Below are 16,570 nucleotides of genomic sequence, written 5' to 3'. Positions count from 1 at the left end.
CGTGCGGTGACGGCTCCGGTCAGGCGCTGCCCAGCCGCTGGCGGCGCCGGGCGCGCAGTCCGCTCCACAGGATGAACACCAGCGCGACCGCACCTCCGAACGCCCCACCCCAGACGAGGCCGCCCACGAAGCCATCGGACGGCGCCACCCGCGCCGCACCCACGAGGAAGAGGACCATCAGGCCCAGATACGGCACCAGGCGCAGGCGCAGCAGATCCGCGTCGTCGACCGTGACACCCAGGGCGCCGGCGTAGAGCACCGTCACCCAGGACGTCACACCCACGACGCCGAACACCGTGAACGCGTAGGGCAGCCCGGACGAGCCGCCGAGCCACACCATGCCGTTGGCCGCCGCCAGGGCCAGCCACAGCGTCACCTGGAGGCCGACGGCCGACGCCTCGTTCCACACGTCCCGCTGGCGCTCCTCCCGGTAGAACGGGCTGCCCAGGTCGCCGATCGCGCCGCCGGCCCGCACGAACCAGCCGAACCGCCTACCGACCTCCACGTCGTCGTGCTCACTCATGCGCCCGCCCCCACTCCGTCGCCGAGTCCGGGCCGGTCGGCCGCGGACTGCTCCCCGAACAAGTTCTCCACCGAGCTACCGAGGCGCTGCGCGATCGCCAGCGCGAGGTAGACCGACGGCGCGTAGTCGCCGGCTTCCACCGCGACCACGGTCTGACGGGTCACCCCGACGTCGCCGGCCAGTTCGGCCTGGGTCATGCCCAGGGCCGTCCGCGCCGTACGGACGCCGTTGTGCCGTCCTCTCGCTGAGGTTCTCCCCATGGCGATAGTGTCGGGTTTACCAGACATTGTGTCAAGTAACCCAGACATCTCGCGTGGCGACCGGTTCCGGGGGCCCCGCCCGCGCGGAGCCCCGGCCGTCCCGCTGTTCCGGCGCGCCCGGGGCGTGGGCGAGTATGCGGGGGCACGCCACGCCCGCCCGCCGCACGAACGGAGATGCCGACCGATGACGACGATGTTCGGTTCCGCCACCAGTGCCGCCATCGCACGGTCCCGCCAGCACTCCGTCGGCGACCTGCTGCACCGGACGGCGCGCCGGTACCCGGACAAGCTCGCCGTCGTGGCCGGCGACCGCCGCATGTCCTACGCCGAGTTCGACGTCGCCGTGAACCGGGCCGCGCACGCGCTGGCCGCCCGGGGCCTGGACAAGGGCGACCGGCTCGCGCTGCTCTCCCACAACTCGTGGCAGTACGCCGTCCTCGCGTTCGCCACGGCGAAGCTCGGCGTCGTCCTCGTGCCCGTCAACTTCATGCTCGGCCCCGACGAGATCGCCTACATCCTGCGGCACTCCGGCGCGAGCGGGATGGTCGCCGAGGACGCGCTCGCGCCGACCGCCGAGAAGGCACTGGCCACGGCGGAGGTGCAGGGCGGGATCCGCGGATGGATCCCGCTGTCCGGGGCCGCTCCCGCCGCCGGCTGGGAGGACGTCGACGCCTGGTGGACCGACGGCCCGAGCGAGGCCCCCGACGTCGCCGTCGCCGACGACGACCCGCTGCGGCTGATGTACACGTCGGGCACCGAGTCGCGACCCAAGGGCGTGATGCTGTCCAGCCGCTCGCTGATCACCCAGTACGTGAGCTGCGTGATCGACGGCGGCATGAGCGTCGACGACGTCGAACTGCACTCGCTGCCGATGTACCACTGCGCGCAACTGGACTGCTTCTTCTCCGTCGACGTCTACCTGGGCGCGACCAGCATCATCGTGCCCGGCCCCGACCCGGCGACCCTGCTGGCGACGATCGCCCGCGAGCAGGTCACCAAGCTCTTCTGCCCGCCGACGGTCTGGATCTCGCTGCTGCGGCACCCCGACTTCGACACGACCGACCTCTCCAGCCTGCGCAAGGGCTACTACGGCGCCTCCCCGATGCCGGTCGAGGTGCTGCGCGAGCTGCAGCGCCGCCTGCCCGACGTCTCGCTGTGGAACTTCTACGGCCAGACCGAGATGTCCCCGCTCGCCACGATCCTGCGGCCGGACGAGCAGCTCCCCCGGGCCGGTTCGGCCGGCCGGGCGGCACTGAACGTCGAGACGATGCTGGTGGACGACGCCGGCCGGCCGGTCGCGCCCGGCGAGGTGGGCGAGATCGTGCACCGCAGCCCGCACGCGGCCCTGGGCTACTACAACGACGAGGAGAAGACGACCGAGGCGTTCAAGGACGGCTGGTTCCACTCCGGCGACCTGGGCGTGCTGACCGACGACGGCTATCTCTCGGTGGTCGACCGCAAGAAGGACATGATCAAGACCGGCGGCGAGAACGTGGCCAGCCGCGAGATCGAGGAGGCGATCTACGAGCTCGAGGGCGTCGCCGAGGTCGCGGTCTTCGGCATCAGCCACCCGCACTGGATCGAGGCGGTGACGGCCGTCGTCGTCCCGAAGCCGGGGGCCTCGCTCACCCCCGAGGACGTCTCGGCCCACACCCAGAAGCTCGCGGGCTACAAGCGGCCCAAGTACGTCGTCCTCGCGGACGCGCTGCCGAAGAACCCCAGCGGCAAGATCCTCAAGCGGGAACTCCGCGAGCGGCACGCCGGCCTGGCGCGCTGACGGTGGGGTCCGCTCCCCCGGCCTCCGTCCCGCCCCAGCTGCGTCGGGCCCGCGCGGCCGTCGCCGGCTGCTTCTTCATCAACGCGGTCTTCTACGCCAACCTCGTCCCGCGCCTGCCCGAGGTGAAGGAACAGCTCGGGCTGAGCAACTCCTCGCTCGGCGCCGCGCTCGCCGCGGTTCCCCTCGGTGCCCTGCTGGCCGGCGTGTCCTCCGCCGTCCTGATCCGCCGGTTCGGCTCCGGCCGCGTGGCGTCGTCCGGCCTCGTCCTCATGGGGATCACGCTGTGGGCGGTGTCCATCGCGCCCAACTGGCCGGCGCTCGCGGTGGCACTGCTCCTCGGCGGCGTGCTCGACAACATCATCGACGTCGCGCAGAACGCGCACGGACTGCGGGTGCAGCGGCTCTACGGCCGCTCCATCCTCAATGCGTTCCACGGGATCTGGAGCATCGGGGCGGTCAGTGGCGGCCTGCTCGGATCGGCCGCCGCCGGGTTCGGCGTCCCGCTCGTCTGGCACCTGGCCGGCACCGCGGTCGTCTTCGGTCTCCTGGCCCTGGTCATCCAGCGCGCGATGCTCCCCGGCCCCGACGAGGCCGACCGTGGGCCCAGCCGGGAGCAGCCCGCCGGGACGGTGCACGACCAGGACGCGGCCACGGCCGGAAAGCGCGCCGGACGACGGGCCGCCACCAGGGCCCTGGTGGCGCTGGGCGTCCTCGCGGCCTGCGGGGCCGTCGTCGAGGACGCCGGCGCGTCGTGGAGCGCCCTGTACCTGCGCACCGAGCTGGCGGCCGGCGCCGCCGCCGCGGGGCTGGGGTTCGTCGCCCTGCAGGGCGCCATGACGGTCGGCCGGCTGACCGGCGACCGCGTCGTCGACCACTTCGGGCAGCGGCTCGTCGTGCAGGTCGGCGGCGTGCTCATCGCGCTCGGCATGGGCCTGGCCCTGGCGGTTCCGTCGGTCGTCACGACGCTCGTCGGCTTCGCCCTCGCCGGGCTCGGCGTCGCGACGCTCGTCCCGGCGGTCTACCACGCGGCGGACGAGCTCCCAGGTCTGCCGCCCGGCCTCGGGCTGGCGGTCATCAACTGGCTGCTCCGGGTGGGCTTCCTGCTGTCCCCGCCGCTGATCGGGGTGCTCGCGGACGCCACCAGCCTGCGCGTCGCCCTGCTGCTCGTCGTCCTCGCGGGGATCGGCGCGCTGCTCCTCGGCCGCCTGCTCCGGTCCACGGCCGCGGCGCCCGAAGCCGCTACAGGCTGACCGCGACGGTCGCCCCCAGCTCGCGGCAGGCCTCGAGGTCGTCGGCGCCGGGTGCGCCGACGAGGCTGAGCGGCGCCGCTACCTGCTTCCAGCGCAGCGCGCCGGTGATCCGCCCGATGCTGGTCAGCGCGCCGGCGGTGTCGTCGTTGCCGTGCACGTACACGCCGTAGGGCAGGCCGACGGTGGCGTCGAGGCACGGGTAGTAGACGGTGTCGAAGAAGTGCTTGAGCGCCCCGGACATGTAGCCGATGTTGGCCGGCGTCCCGAGCAGGACGCCGTCCGCGTCCAGCACGTCGGCGGCCCCGGCGGACAGCGCCGGCCGGACGACCAGGTCGACCTCCGCCACCAGCGCGACGCCCTCCCGCACCGCCTCGAGGACGGCCTGCATCGCGGGCGAGGGCGTGTGGTGGACGACGAGCAGCCGGGGCACGCCGGGATCATCCCCCGGGTCGCCTCGGGCCCGCCGCCGCTCAGGCGACGGCCACCTCGAATGCCGCCGAGATCACCTGCCTCCGCCGTGAGCTGAGCTCGGCGAAGACGCTAGGTGCCTCGTCGAAGGCGACGATGTCGGTGAGCAGGTGCTCGCGGACGTTGCGGCCGTGCTCGGCCAGAAGCCGGAGCGTCTCGTGCGACAGGCGGCGGCGGTCCCAGGAGGCCGCCAGACCGCGGGGCACGCGCCCGATCTGGGCAGACCGGACCGCGAGACCGTTGTGGTGGAACTCCTCCCCGAGCGCGACCCGGTCGGCGCCCCCGGTGTAGAAGGCGAGGTCGACCACCGTGCCCTGCGGGCGCAGGCACCGGAGCGCCGTCGCGAGCGCCGAGGCCTGGCCGCGGCACTGGAAGACGACGTCGGCCCCGTGGTCGGCCGGCGCGTGCCGCCAGCGTGTCTTGAGCTCCCGCGCCACGTCCGGCGTGTCGTCGACGGCCTGCAGGCCGAGCCCCACGGCGGCGGCCCGGCGCTGCGGCGTCGCGTCGACGACGACGACCTCGGCGGCAGCGTGGGCCCGGGCGAGCAGCCCCACCAGCAGGCCGATGGCCCCGCCTCCCGTCACGACCACCAGCCGGCCGCGCACGCCCGCGTCGAGCTCCGCGCCGCCCACGTCGGCGGCGGCGTGCAGCAGGCCGTTCGCGCAGATCGGCCCGAGATGGGCCACGTAGATGCCCAGCACGGGGTCGAGTCCGCCCGGCAGTGGCACGACGTGCTGGGTGACCGGATCGCCGTGGACGACGGTCGAGTGGCCGTAGGCCATCGCGACCAGGGCGCCCTCGGTCACGGCGCGGGTACGGGTGTCGGTGACCCGGGCGACCTCCATGTAGCCAAGGCGCTGCACGGGAAAGCGCTGTGCGGGCAGATCAGGGTCGAACATGCCGAGCTCGGCGTCCCAGCCCGCGGTGAAGTAGGGGCTGGTACCCCGGTACCAGGTGAGCTCGGTGCCGGCGGACAGGCCGGAGAACACCGTCTCGGCCCGGAAGCAGCCCTCGGCGAGCGGTGGCTCCGGGCTCTCCACGACTTCCAGCGCCCCGGGCCGTGGGACGACGAGGGTCCGCACCGTGCCGCTCACCGCGCGGCCACCCGGACCGCTGATCCGGTGCGGGTGGCCTCCGCCACCGCGCAGGCGAGGCGGTGGGTCTCCAGCGCCTCCCCGACGTCCACCAGCCCCGCGGCCGGGGTGCCTCCGGCGAGCACGTCGACGAAGGCGCGGTCGACGGCGCGGCGCCCGTCGACCGTGGGCTCGGTCTCCAGGTCCCCGTCCGCGGTCCGGACCCGCAGCGCGGTCTCCGTCAGATGCACCGACACGCCGTCGGCGACGACGTCGAGCCCGGCCGCCGTCAGTGCGGGCAGTACGCAGGACGTGCTGACCGTCCCCACGGCCCCGGACGCCAGCCGCAGCACGGCGGCGGTCGCGTCGGGCACGTCCCGTCCCGCGGCCGACGACCGCGCGGCACTGCCGACCACCTCCACGACCTCACCCGCCAGAACCCGGATCAGGTCCAGCACGTGGGTCGCCTGCTCGACGACCTGCCCGCCCGAGAGCGACGCACGGCTCCACCAGGCCGGAGGGGGCGTCGATCCCCACCAGCGCGCGTCGACCAGCCGCACGTTCCGGCCGGTCAGGGCCGACCCCGCCCGCTCCACGGTGTCCAGGTGCCGCCAGTGGTAGCCGGTCGCCGTGGGCAGCCGGGCGGCGCCCACAGCGACGACGACGCGTACGGCCACGTCCAGGTCTGCCGCGAGCGGCTTCTCCACGAAGAACGGCAACCCCGCCGCCACCACCGCCAGCTCGAGGTCACCGTGTGCGAACGGCGGCACGCACAGCCATACGGCGTCCAGCCCTGCCCGGAGAAGCCCGCCGAGATCCTCGACCGTCGGGACGCCGAGCTCCGCGCCGAGCGCTGCGCCCACCGCGGCCACCGGGTCGCAGATGCCGACGAGCTCGACGTCCGGAAAGCCGGCCAGGGTGCGCCCGTGCCTGGCCCCCACCGCGCCGGCGCCCACCAGGCCCACGCGGAGGGTCATGCGTGGCCTCCCGGCCGGGGCACGCGCGGACAGTACGGGTGCGGGCGGGAGCAGATCGTCCGTGCGGCCGTCACCCTGCCCATCCTTGCGTGTCCGGCACCGGACGCGCAGGTCAACGGCCGTGCCGGGCGCACCGGCGGGGCGACTCGCGGCCACGAACCGCGCCCGACGTCTCGGCCCGATCCGGTTTCGCGCGCCGGAGGACGGTGCGCGGGACGGACGATTGACGCAGTCTGGGCATCGTCCGGCCCCGCGGCACCGGATCGGCACGGCTCGACGAAAGGACCGGACGTGCGCGAAGAGGTCTCGTGGTGGTTGGGGCGACGTACCTATCGGGCGTCCGCGTACTCCTCCTACCGCCTCCTCCAGGCCAAACGCGAGCGCGGCTGCACGGTCAGCGTCGTCCTCCCGGCCCTGGACGAGGAGGCCACGGTCGGCGCGATCGTCACGGCTGTCCGCCGGGCATGGATGGGGCGGGTCCCGCTCGTGGACGAGCTGGTCGTCATGGACAGCGGGTCCACCGACCGGACGGCCTCCCTGGCCGCGGCCGCGGGCGCGCGCGTCGTCCACGTGGACGACGTCCTGACCTCCTACGGGCACATCCCGGGGAAGGGCGAGGCGCTCTGGAAGTCGCTGCACGTGACCTCCGGTGACCTCGTCGTCTTCCTCGACTCCGACGTGCAGGAGTTCGATCCGCACTTCGTCGCCGGCCTGCTGGGCCCGCTCCTCACCGACCCGGACGTCGGGTACGTCAAGGGCCTCTACGACCGGCCGCTGGCGACCAGCGAGGGCCTCGTGCCCACCGGGGGCGGCCGCGTCACCGAGCTGACCGCCCGCCCGCTCCTGGGCGCCCTCTGGCCCCACCTGTCCGGATTCGTCCAGCCCCTCGGCGGTGAGTACGCCGGCCGCCGCCGGCTGCTCGAACAGGTGCCCTTCGTGTCCCACTACGGCGTCGAACTGGGCCTGCTGATCGACCTCGCCGAGCTCGCGGGGATCGACGCGCTGGCGCAGGTCGACCTCGGTACCCGGGTGCACCGCCACCAGACCGACGCCGCCCTGGGACGCATGGCCGGTCAGATCCTCCAGACCGCCCTGGCGCGCTGTCCCTCCCTGCGCGTGCCCGACGACCGGCTGGTCCAGTTCGTCCGCAGTGGCACGGACGTCGAGGCCGTCACCTGGGACGTGGGCGTCGTCGAGCGGCCGCCGATGTGCATGGTGCCCGAGTACCGCGAACGGCACGGTGCCCGGACCGGCCGGCGGTGAAGATCCTCATGGACGCCGGGCCCTGGCTGCCGGTGCCTCCCCACGGCTACGGCGGGCTGGAGAACGTCGTGGCCACGCTGACCACCGAGCTCCGGCGTCGAGGGCACGCCGTCGTGCTGGGCACCGTCGGTGAGAGCGAGCAGCCCGACGACGGGCGGGTGTGCGCCTTCCCCAGGGGCCAGTTCGGGCGTCTGGCCGAGCCGTATCCCGACGTGACCGGGGTGGCACACGCCCATGCCCAGGCGGTGACGACGGAGATCCTCCGGCACGCCGCCGCCGGTGCGCCCTTCGACCTCGTGCACACCCACCTGCAGGTGATCGGGCCGGCACTCCTCGCGGCTCTGGGACGTGAGGCGCCGCCCGTCCTGCATACGTTGCACTGGGATCTCGAGCGCAACGCCGAGTTCTACGCCTCCTTCGACGGCCGCGACCGGGTCTTCTTCGCCGGGGTCTCCGAGTCCCAGGTCGCCCGGGCCCCGGCGTCGCTGGAACGGCAGGTCCTCGGTGTCGTGCCCCTCGCCGTCCCCATCCCCGAGTCCACCCCGTTGCCGCGTGAGGAGCGGGCGGACTTCGTCCTCGTGCTGTCCCGGGTGTGCGAGCGAAAGGGGATCGACCTGGCGATCCGGGCGTGCCGGGCCGCCGGTGTGCCGCTCGTGCTCGCCGGGCCCGTGGGCGGGCAGCCCGATCGCGCCTCCCTGGAGAGCGCGCTTGCCGATCCGGCCAACCCGGTGCGGACCTACCCCGACGTCGTCTGGTTCCTGGACAACGTCGCGCCGTTGCTGGACGACGACCGTGCCCGGTGGATCGGCAATGTCGCCGCCGCGCAGAAGGCCGATCTGCTGCGACAGGCACGCGCCGTGCTCTTTCCGATCCGCTGGGCCGAACCGGGCGGCACCGCCGTCTGCGAGGCCCTCGCCGCCGGCACCCCGGTCGTCGCGATGGCCCGCGGCTGCCTCCCCTCGCTGGTGGAGCCGGGGGTCACCGGCTTCCTGGCCGACGACGAGTCGGAGTTCGGCGCGGCCCTCGACCGGCTCGACGAACTGGATCCCGGGGCGTGCGCGGCCGCGGCGCGGCAGCGCTTCTCGCCCCCGGTCATGGCGGACGGCTACGAGCGCATCTACGAGGACCTGCTGCGCCGCTCGGCGCCGTGAATCCCCGAGCAGCTCGTGCGCCGGCGACCGTGCGTGTGGAAGCAGCCGTCCGCTCCTGCGTAGGACAGCTCGCCGTCCCGGCGCCGCGGCGACCGCCGAGGATCCCGACCCGTGCTGCGGACGCCGGTCTGGGTGATCGGGTTGTCCGGCCGGAGCGTGGCGAACGAGGCGAGGTGGCTCTCCCACGCGTCCACGCGGTCGGCCAGGATCAGCAGCAGCCAGTGCGCGGCGCGTCCCTCGCTGTACCGGCGGTAGGAGAGCCGCGGATGGCCCCCCTCCATGGCGACGACCGCCGCGATGCCGGAGACCGCGACCGCGCGGACAGAGGTTCTCCGCCGGATCGGCGAGGGCGACCACGGGATCCACGCGGAGCTCCGCTCACGAGCCGGGTCCCTGAAGATGGGCCGTGCCCCTGGGAGGCGCAACGCGCCCCCAGGCACACTTCCGGCATGGCGCTGGTCGGCGAGTACGAGCCCAGCACCGTCGCGTGGGTGCGGGAGGAGGTCGAGCACCTCGAGCGCACCGGCACCGGCCTGCGGGGACGCCGGGTCGTGCTGCTCACCACGGTGGGCGCCCGCAGCGGCCGGCTGCGGAAGACGCCGCTCATGCGGGTGACGCACGGCGGCGTGTACGCGGTGGTGGCCTCGATGGCGGGCGCCGACCGCCATCCGCACTGGTACGCCAACGTCCTGGCCCACCCCGAGGTCGAACTCCGCGACGGCGACCGGGTCCTCGACCTGGTCGCCCGCGAGGTGACCGGGGCGGAGCGAGCCGGCTGGTGGTCCCGCGCCTGCACGGTCTTCCCGTCCTACGTCGAGTACCAGAGGCGGACCCGGCGGCGCATCCCGCTGCTCCTGCTCGAGCCCCCGGCGGTGGGCTGAGCCCACCGCCCTGACGGGCGGGCCCTGCCCCGTGGTGCGGGTCAGGAGCGAACGGCGCGCCCGCGGCGCCGTCGGCGCGCGCCAGGAAACCGCTCGTCGACCGGCGTCCGCGCCGAGAACCATTGCCCGCCGCGACGGTCGGGAGCAGCATCTGCCCGCCGCACGTCATCCGTGCCGCCAGGCTTTCCACACTGCTCGTTCCCGCCTCGCGCGCGGGGGCGGAGATCAACGGCTGGGTGTAGACACGTCCCACGGTCGGCAGCCAGAAAGGACCGTCATGAACGCGTTCGTCCTCAACCGGCACGGTCGCATGGTGTTCCCGTCGAACATCATTCCCGAGCTCGACTTCTCCACCATGGAGACGCTCGAGCAACTGGACAGCGTCATCCGCCGGGACTTCGAGACCAAGGCCCCGAGTGGCACCGACATCCTCGACAAGGTGCGCACGGGCGGCTACGAGAGCCGCTACGCGCTCATGCGGGACCTCGCCCTGAATCTGTTCTGGGCCAACCGTTTCGCGATGACCCTGTACGACAAGCGGCCCACCCGATGGGCGGACCTGCCGAAGAACCGCTCCGACGTCTTCCTGCCGGTGCTGGAGCCCTGGGAGGAGGGCGAGACCAAGATCGCCGCCGTCCAGGAGGCCTACCCGACGCTGCCCGCCCAATGGGACGGGGCGGTCGAGGACCGCATCTTCGACGTCCTGTTCGACGTGTTCGGCAACCGCCGGAACCATGCCACCACGCTGCCGGCGATCAAGCCGACGGTGTCGGAGTTCCTGGACACCCCGGGCGCGTTGACCTTCCGGCTCAGGGACTACGACCCCGACTACCCGGTCTACGACTACACCGACATCCTGGACGCCTCCGAGGACGTGCCCGAGCTGGAGGCGCTGCACCGCTGGGCGATGGTGCTGCACAACCAGTACCCGTGGGACCGCTCGAAGATGGAGCTGGCCGAGGCCTCCCAGCTGTCCGACGACGACTATGTGGTCGCCTTCCACCCCCGGGACAAGGAAGTGCGGGCCTTCCTGCGGCGGCTGTCCATCGGCGCCGCCGTCCGGCAGGCCGCGCCGCCGCGGGAGTCCCAGCAGCCGATCCGGCCGTACCCGGAGATCGACGTGCGCCGGCAGTTCAGCGTCCTGCCCAAGCTGGAGGCCCTGGCGGCGGTCCACGGCGACCAGGTGTGCAGCAACGACGACCTGATCCGCAACACCGCCTACAACTGGTCCCCGATGGGTGCCGCCGAGATCCAGGAGAAGACCGGGATCGAGCAACGCCGGTACAGCTCGCTGACGTTGGAGGAGCTGGCCCTGCGGGCCGCCGAGGCCGCACTGGAGAAGTCCGGGCGGCAGCCGGAGGAGATCGGCGCCCTCCTGGTGGCCACCTGCACCAGCTCACGGCTGATCCCGTCCGCCGCCACCTACCTGTGCGGGCAGCTCGGCATCTACCAGACCCACGCGGCCTACGACATCATCGCCGCCTGCGCCGGCATGCCCTACGGCCTGGCCGAGGCGACCCGGATCCTGCAGGAGGTGCAGCGGCCGGTGCTGGTGGTCTGCGTGGAAAAGTTCTCCGACAAGATCGGCAACGTCCGGACGTCCCGGATGATCTTCGGGGACGGCGCGGCCGCCATGGTCCTGGGGGTCGCGCCGGACGGCGAGCGCGGGGACGTGGACTACATGCAGACCTATGCCAGCGGCCCGGCCACCGAGGTCAACTCGATCCTCTGGCCCAACCCGGAGTTCGACAACAACATCACCGTCTTCGGCCCGCACGTGAAGGCGCTGGCCGGGCGCTACCTCTCCCAGATGATCGAGGAACTGCGGGCGCTCCCCCACCCGGACGGCGGGGAGGGCACGCTGCTGGACAGCATCGACCTGATCGTGCCGCACCAGGCGAACAAGACGATGGTGCTGCAGCTGGCCGAGCGGGCGGGGCTCACCCCCGACCAGCTGTACTTCAACATCGAGAAGGTCGGCAACACCTCATCGGCGAGCATCCCGCTGGCGATCCACGACGCGGTCCGTGACGGCGTCATCACCGGGCCGGTGCGCATCTTCGCGCCGGGCTTCGGGGCGGGGGCGGTGGCGGGGTACGCGGTGCTCCGGCTGGATCCGGCCGTCGTCGCGATCGAGTCGGCGTCCGCCCCCGCCGCGGAGGCTCCCGAGCCGGCACCGCAGCCCCCGGCGGCCGGCGCGCCCGCGTCCGAGGACATGCAGGTGGCCTTCGGTTGACCGCGGCCCGCTTCCGCACCCTAGTGTGAGCCAGGACACAGCTCCGGCGACTGGCCGCCGGCAGCGACGTCGGCCGACCGGGACGACGCCTCTGCCCGACCCTTTCCGGCACCGTTCGACGACAGGCCCTGTGACCTACGGGAGGACCGCATGACCACCATGGAGACCCCGAAGAACTTCGTGCAGGAACAGCCGTCAGGGGCCAAGCCGGCCGGCGACAAGCTCCGCGGCAGGGTCGCGTTCGTGACGGGCGGTACCCGCGGCATCGGAGCGGCCATATCCCGGAGCCTGGCCAGCCAGGGAGCGGCGGTCGCGGCGGGCTACAGCGGCAACGACGAGGCGGCCGGGCGGTTCCGCGAGGCCTTCGAGCGGGACTTCCCCGACCAGGGCTTCAGCGTGCACAAGGGCGACATCGGCTCGGGCGAGGACTGCCGCCGGACTGTCCGTGAGGTCATCGAACAGCAGGGCCGGCTCGACATCCTCGTGAACAACGCCGGCATCACCGCGGACCGCGGCATCCTCAGGATGACCGACGACGACTGGCAGCGGGTCATGGACGTCAACCTCTCCGGCGCCTTCTACCTGTCGCAGGAGGCCATGCGGCACATGCTCGAGCGGGGCAGCGGGCGGATCATCAACATCTCCTCGGTCATCGGGGAGATGGGGAACATCGGGCAGGTCAACTACGCCGCCGCCAAGTCGGGGATGTTCGGCCTGACCAAGACCCTGGCCCGGGAGGCCGCCTTCCAGCTGCAGAAGTCGGGCAAGCTCGAGGGCGGGCTCGGCGTCACGGTGAACACCGTGACGCCCGGATTCATCGCGACCGAGATGGTGGACTCCGTACCGGAGAAGGTGCTGGAGGGCTTCCGGGCGAAGATCCCGATGGGCCGGCTCGGCACACCGGAGGAGGTCGCACGGGTGGTCCACTTCCTCGCTGCGGACGCGTCCGGCTACATCACCGGCCAGGTGTGGGGGGTCAACGGCGGCCTGGACATGTAGCCGGTGCCTCGGCCGCTCCCTGTGCGCCCGTTGATCGGCATCACCACCTATCGCGAGCAGGCGCGGTGGGGAGCGTGGGACGTGCCCGCGATCCTCCTCCCGGCGTCCTACGCGGATGCCGTTGCCGGGTCGGGCGGGGGGCCGGTCCTGCTGCCCACCGGAGCCGGAACCGCCGAGGTCGTCGCCCGGCTCGACGGGCTGATCCTGGCGGGCGGGGCCGACGTCGACCCCGCGCGCTACGGCTCGGATCCCGGGCCGAACACCGTTCCGCGACCCGAGCGGGACGCCACGGAACTGGCCGTCCTGCAGGCCGCGCTGACCCGGGACCTGCCGCTGCTCGCGATCTGCCGGGGTATGCAGCTGCTCAACGTCGCGCTCGGGGGCGACCTGGTGCAGCACCTGCCCGACGTGCCCGGCGCGGGCACCCACCAGCTGGCGCCCGGGCTCTTCGCCCGACGGCAGGTGCGCACGGCGCCGGGCTCGGTCCTCGACCGGCTGCTGGGGCCGGCCCCGGCGGTGGACTGCCACCACCACCAGTCGCTGGGCCGGATCGCAGCCGGTCTCACGCCGTCGGCCTGGGCCGAGGACGGCGTCGTCGAGGCGGTCGAGGTGGCCGGCCGCCGGTTCTGCGTCGGCGTCCAGTGGCACCCCGAGGCGGGTGCGGACCCCCGCCTGTTCGCAGCCCTGGTGGAAGCGGCCAGGTGACCCGGGGGCGCCGGAGACGTCGTCAGACGGACCGCGAGCGGGCCTCCGGGTCGATGTCCTCGACGTCCACCGCGCCGTAGCCCTCTTCCTGCGGGTCGCCGTGGAGTCCGCCGGTCATGGCGTACTCCTCCTCGGGCGACAGCACCAGCCGATGCCGGCCGAAGGCCGCGAACCCGACCAGCCCGACGACGAACACGACGGCGATCGCGACGATGGCCGGCCGGTAGTCCTCGTTGAGCATGACGCCGACGAAGATCAGGGCCGCGATGCCACCGGCGAAGACCGCGCCGGGCACGCCGAACGGGCTGCGATAGGGGCGCCGGGCGTTGGGGAACCGCATGCGCAGCATCACGAACGCCACCATCTGCAGAAGGTAGGCGATGACCGCACCCCAGACGGCGATGTTGAGGACGATCGCCCCGGCCGTGTCACCGCCGGTCTCGACGAGGAGCAGCGCCGCGATGCCGATGACCGCCCCGATGACCAGTGCGATCCACGGCGTCTTGCGGGCACCGGTCAGAGACAGCACCTTCGGGTAGTAGCCGGCCCGGGAGAGCGAGTAGATGTTGCGCCCGTAGGCGTACATGATCCCCTGCAGCGAGGCGAAGAGCCCGATCAGCGCGAACGCCGAGAGGATCGCCGCGACGTCGCTGTTGGGCAGGATCGCGCGGAAGCCGTCGAGCAACGGCTCCCCGGATCCGCCGATCGCCGAGGCGCCGACGACAGCCGGGTTGAGGAACAGCACCAGCGCACCGCTGACGATCAGCGTCCCCATCCCCCACAGCCCCGCGCGGGGGATGTCGCGGGCGGGCATGTGGGACTCCTCCGCCGCCAGCGGCAGCTCCTCGATGCCCAGGTAGAGCCACATCGCGAACGGCATGGCCAGGACCACCTGCCACCAGCCGAACGGCACGAAGGTGCTGTTGCCGCTCTCGGGCTGGATGTCGAAGAGCTTGCCGAAGTCCAGGGCCCCGGAGAACAGCGCCATGACGGCGAACAGCGCGATGACCGCCAACGAGAGGGCAGCGACGACGACGGCGAAGCGGAACGAGACCTCGGCACCGGCGATGTTCAGCAGCAGGAAGATCGCGTAGAGGATGAGCCACCACACCCAGGTCGGCATCGACAGACCGAACAGCTCGTCGGTGATGCTGTCGGCGTAGGACGCCGAGAAGAAGACGATCACCGCCGTCGTCGCGACGTACTCGATCGTCTCGGCGAGCCCGGTGACGAACCCGCCCCAGGGACCCATCGCCGACCGCGCGAAGGAGTACGCGCCTCCGGTGTGCGGCATCGCCGACGCCATCTCACCGATGCTGGCGATCATCGCGACGTACATGAGCGTCACGACCACCGTGGCGATGAGGAAGCCGCCCCAGCCGGCGCCGCCGATACCGAGGTTCCAGCCGGAGAAGTCGCCGGAGATGACCGCCGCGACGCCCAGGCCCCAGAGTCCCCAGAACCCCGCGGTGCGGGTCAGCCCACGCTTGTCGAAGTAGCCCTCTGCCGCATGGGTGTAGGTGACGCCGGAGGCGCCACGGGGCTGGGGTGCGGACATGACGCCTCCTGGGGAACCGGACGACGGTCCACCGGACGCGGGGCCGTCGGCGAGCTCAGTGCGGCGGTCAGGGTGATGGCCGGCGCCGCCGCAGGTCAAGGGGCGATTACGCCGGTCCCCCAGTTGATGCACGACCGTTTCCGGGTGGAGACGCGCCCTTATGGCACGCCGGCGTCCGCCGCCATGCGCCGGAACGCCGGGTCGCACCCGTGGCCGACTGGTCCGCGGTCGCGTTTCGCGGCAGTCGCGCTTCGCGGCAGTCTCACGAGCCAGGCCCAGCGAAGGTCGCCGCACCGACCGCCGCATGCCATGACCCGCGCTTCCGCGGAAGCGCCCCGTGCCCCGTCCGGCGCCTCCCGGCTGTGTTCCGCCGGGCGAACTCCCGTCCTTCCGCGGAAGCGCCCCGTGTCCCTCCGCCTCGCGCGAACCGACCGGGATGAGCCGCGCCCGCCCACTGACGCCGATCCGCCGCGCCCCACGGACGCTTCCGCGGAAGCGCCCCCTGTCCCTCCGCCCCCCGCCCACCGACCGGGATCCGCCCCACCCCACCCACGCTTCCGCGGAAGCGCCCCCTGTCCCTCCGCCTCGCGCCCACCGACCGGGATCCGCCGCACTCCACGGACGCTTCCGCGGAAGCGCCCCCCGCCCGCCGTTCCCCCTCACCGGCAGAGCTCGCCGCGCGGACGGTTCCGCGGAAGCGCCCCGTGTCCCTTCGCCCCGCGCTCACCGACCGGGATCCGCCGCACCCCGCGGACGCTTCGGCGGAAGCGTGACGATCCGCTGACCAGCGAGTTTTTTCGGTGGCGCCCAATACCATCCGAACATGAGTTCGAAAACGGACGCAGAGCATGGGTCGGGTTCGCCGCTGCCGGAGCTGGCGCGGGCGATCACCGCGGGGGCGGTGCGGTTGGCGGCGGCGACCGCGGCGTGGTTGCGGCTGGTCGCCGAGTTCGACGACCGGGGCGGCTGGCACGGGGTGGGCATCAACTCCTGCGCGCACTGGCTGGCCTGGCAGTGCGGCCTGGCGCCGGTCACCGCCCGCGAACACGTCCGGGTGGCCCGGGCGCTGCGCGGCCTGCCGGAGATCGCGGCGGCGTTCGGCACCGGCCGGCTCTCCTACGCCAAGGTGCGGGCGCTGACCCGCATCGCCGCCCCGGACTGCGAGGCCGCCCTGCTGGAGTTCGCGCTGTCGGCGACCGCGTCGCAGACCGAGCGGTTCTGCCGGGCCTGGCGGCGCGCCGACGACCACGCCGAGGACTCCCCCGTCGAGCGACGGCCGGAGGCCGGGCAGTCCTTCCAGTCCTGGACCGACGACGAGGGCTGGCTGACCCTGAAGGTCCGGATGCCCGCCGACGCCGGCGCCGCCCTGCTGACCGCCATCGACTCCCTCGCCGAGCGGGACGCCCGCCGGGAACGCGCCCAGAACACCAAGGCCCGAGCCGCCCACGA

Annotated in this window: 16 protein-coding genes; 9 read left to right on the top strand and 7 right to left on the bottom strand. The window is 73.1% G+C overall.

What is annotated here, in order from left to right; genetic code table 11:
- Positions 1–19: 19 nt before the first annotated feature.
- On the bottom strand, positions 20–523 hold the full coding sequence (locus E4P39_RS21770; protein WP_135138728.1) for a hypothetical protein: 504 nt from the start codon (positions 521–523) through the stop codon (positions 20–22).
- Positions 520–783 carry a helix-turn-helix transcriptional regulator gene (locus E4P39_RS21765; RefSeq protein ID WP_135138727.1) on the bottom strand — a complete coding sequence of 88 codons (264 nt, stop codon included), beginning with the start codon at positions 781–783 and terminating at the stop codon, positions 520–522. Before E4P39_RS21765 ends, E4P39_RS21770 begins: the two co-directional genes overlap by 4 nt.
- A gap of 184 nt (positions 784–967) precedes the next feature.
- Between E4P39_RS21765 and E4P39_RS21760 the strand changes: the two genes are divergently transcribed.
- On the top strand, positions 968–2,560 hold the full coding sequence (locus E4P39_RS21760; protein WP_135138726.1) for an acyl-CoA synthetase: 1,593 nt from the start codon (positions 968–970) through the stop codon (positions 2,558–2,560).
- A gap of 2 nt (positions 2,561–2,562) precedes the next feature.
- On the top strand, positions 2,563–3,810 hold the full coding sequence (locus E4P39_RS21755; protein ID WP_135138725.1) for an MFS transporter: 1,248 nt from the start codon (positions 2,563–2,565) through the stop codon (positions 3,808–3,810).
- Here E4P39_RS21755 and E4P39_RS21750 read toward each other — a convergent pair.
- The 3 genes from E4P39_RS21750 to E4P39_RS21740 are packed head-to-tail and all read right to left on the bottom strand — an operon-like array spanning position 3,800 to position 6,328.
- Positions 3,800–4,240 (bottom strand): flavodoxin family protein, encoded by a 441-nt coding sequence (locus E4P39_RS21750; protein WP_135138724.1) that lies wholly within the window; start codon positions 4,238–4,240, stop codon positions 3,800–3,802. The two genes, E4P39_RS21755 and E4P39_RS21750, sit on opposite strands and share 11 nt — an antisense overlap.
- A gap of 40 nt (positions 4,241–4,280) precedes the next feature.
- Positions 4,281–5,372 carry a zinc-binding alcohol dehydrogenase gene (locus E4P39_RS21745; RefSeq protein ID WP_135138723.1) on the bottom strand — a complete coding sequence of 364 codons (1,092 nt, stop codon included), beginning with the start codon at positions 5,370–5,372 and terminating at the stop codon, positions 4,281–4,283.
- Complete coding sequence (locus tag E4P39_RS21740) at positions 5,369–6,328, bottom strand: Gfo/Idh/MocA family oxidoreductase (RefSeq protein ID WP_135138722.1); 960 nt, start codon at positions 6,326–6,328, stop codon at positions 5,369–5,371. The genes E4P39_RS21745 and E4P39_RS21740 overlap by 4 nt, the downstream gene beginning before the upstream one ends.
- Positions 6,329–6,619: 291 nt before the next feature.
- On the opposite strand from E4P39_RS21740, the gene E4P39_RS21735 reads away from it, so the two are divergent.
- Complete coding sequence (locus tag E4P39_RS21735; RefSeq protein ID WP_135138721.1) at positions 6,620–7,591, top strand: glucosyl-3-phosphoglycerate synthase; 972 nt, start codon at positions 6,620–6,622, stop codon at positions 7,589–7,591.
- Complete coding sequence (locus tag E4P39_RS21730; protein WP_245160036.1) at positions 7,588–8,742, top strand: glycosyltransferase; 1,155 nt, start codon at positions 7,588–7,590, stop codon at positions 8,740–8,742. The genes E4P39_RS21735 and E4P39_RS21730 overlap by 4 nt, the downstream gene beginning before the upstream one ends.
- Here the strand turns inward: E4P39_RS21730 and E4P39_RS21725 are convergent.
- A complete protein-coding gene (locus E4P39_RS21725; RefSeq protein ID WP_135138720.1) occupies positions 8,709–9,023 on the bottom strand; it encodes a hypothetical protein in 315 nt (104 codons plus the stop codon). The genes E4P39_RS21730 and E4P39_RS21725 overlap by 34 nt on opposite strands.
- A 168-nt stretch (positions 9,024–9,191) precedes the next feature.
- On the opposite strand from E4P39_RS21725, the gene E4P39_RS21720 reads away from it, so the two are divergent.
- The 4 genes from E4P39_RS21720 (at position 9,192) to E4P39_RS21705 (ending at position 13,563) form a co-directional block, all read left to right on the top strand.
- A complete protein-coding gene (locus tag E4P39_RS21720) occupies positions 9,192–9,623 on the top strand; it encodes a nitroreductase family deazaflavin-dependent oxidoreductase (protein WP_135138719.1) in 432 nt (143 codons plus the stop codon).
- Between the two features lie 277 nt (positions 9,624–9,900).
- Positions 9,901–11,859 (top strand): 3-oxoacyl-[acyl-carrier-protein] synthase III C-terminal domain-containing protein, encoded by a 1,959-nt coding sequence (locus E4P39_RS21715; protein WP_135138718.1) that lies wholly within the window; start codon positions 9,901–9,903, stop codon positions 11,857–11,859.
- A gap of 150 nt (positions 11,860–12,009) precedes the next feature.
- A complete protein-coding gene (locus E4P39_RS21710; protein WP_135138717.1) occupies positions 12,010–12,858 on the top strand; it encodes a 3-oxoacyl-ACP reductase family protein in 849 nt (282 codons plus the stop codon).
- A 21-nt stretch (positions 12,859–12,879) separates the two neighbouring features.
- Positions 12,880–13,563, top strand: coding sequence for a gamma-glutamyl-gamma-aminobutyrate hydrolase family protein (locus tag E4P39_RS21705; protein ID WP_245160035.1), 684 nt, complete (start codon positions 12,880–12,882; stop codon positions 13,561–13,563).
- Between the two features lie 22 nt (positions 13,564–13,585).
- Here the strand turns inward: E4P39_RS21705 and E4P39_RS21700 are convergent, their stop codons facing one another.
- Positions 13,586–15,121, bottom strand: a complete 1,536-nt coding sequence (locus E4P39_RS21700; protein ID WP_135138715.1) for an amino acid permease — start codon at positions 15,119–15,121, stop codon at positions 13,586–13,588.
- Positions 15,122–15,944: 823 nt separating this feature from the next.
- On the opposite strand from E4P39_RS21700, the gene E4P39_RS21695 reads away from it, so the two are divergent.
- The coding region (locus tag E4P39_RS21695; protein ID WP_135138714.1) for a DUF222 domain-containing protein at positions 15,945–16,570 on the top strand (626 nt) is incomplete at its 3' end.

This window comes from Blastococcus sp. CT_GayMR19 (assembly GCF_004570385.1).
In the GTDB taxonomy this organism is placed as follows: domain Bacteria; phylum Actinomycetota; class Actinomycetes; order Mycobacteriales; family Geodermatophilaceae; genus Blastococcus_B.
This window is presented reverse-complemented; position numbering and strand designations above follow the sequence as displayed.

Coding starts and splice junctions, on each gene's coding strand:
- E4P39_RS21710 (WP_135138717.1), top strand. CDS start 12,010: ATGACCACCATGGAGACCCCGAAGAACTTCGTGCAGGAACAGCCGTCA.
- E4P39_RS21700 (WP_135138715.1), bottom strand. CDS start 15,121: ATGTCCGCACCCCAGCCCCGTGGCGCCTCCGGCGTCACCTACACCCAT.
- E4P39_RS21715 (WP_135138718.1), top strand. CDS start 9,901: ATGAACGCGTTCGTCCTCAACCGGCACGGTCGCATGGTGTTCCCGTCG.
- E4P39_RS21760 (WP_135138726.1), top strand. CDS start 968: ATGACGACGATGTTCGGTTCCGCCACCAGTGCCGCCATCGCACGGTCC.
- E4P39_RS21720 (WP_135138719.1), top strand. CDS start 9,192: ATGGCGCTGGTCGGCGAGTACGAGCCCAGCACCGTCGCGTGGGTGCGG.
- E4P39_RS21740 (WP_135138722.1), bottom strand. CDS start 6,328: ATGACCCTCCGCGTGGGCCTGGTGGGCGCCGGCGCGGTGGGGGCCAGG.
- E4P39_RS21765 (WP_135138727.1), bottom strand. CDS start 783: ATGGGGAGAACCTCAGCGAGAGGACGGCACAACGGCGTCCGTACGGCG.
- E4P39_RS21725 (WP_135138720.1), bottom strand. CDS start 9,023: ATGGAGGGGGGCCATCCGCGGCTCTCCTACCGCCGGTACAGCGAGGGA.
- E4P39_RS21770 (WP_135138728.1), bottom strand. CDS start 523: ATGAGTGAGCACGACGACGTGGAGGTCGGTAGGCGGTTCGGCTGGTTC.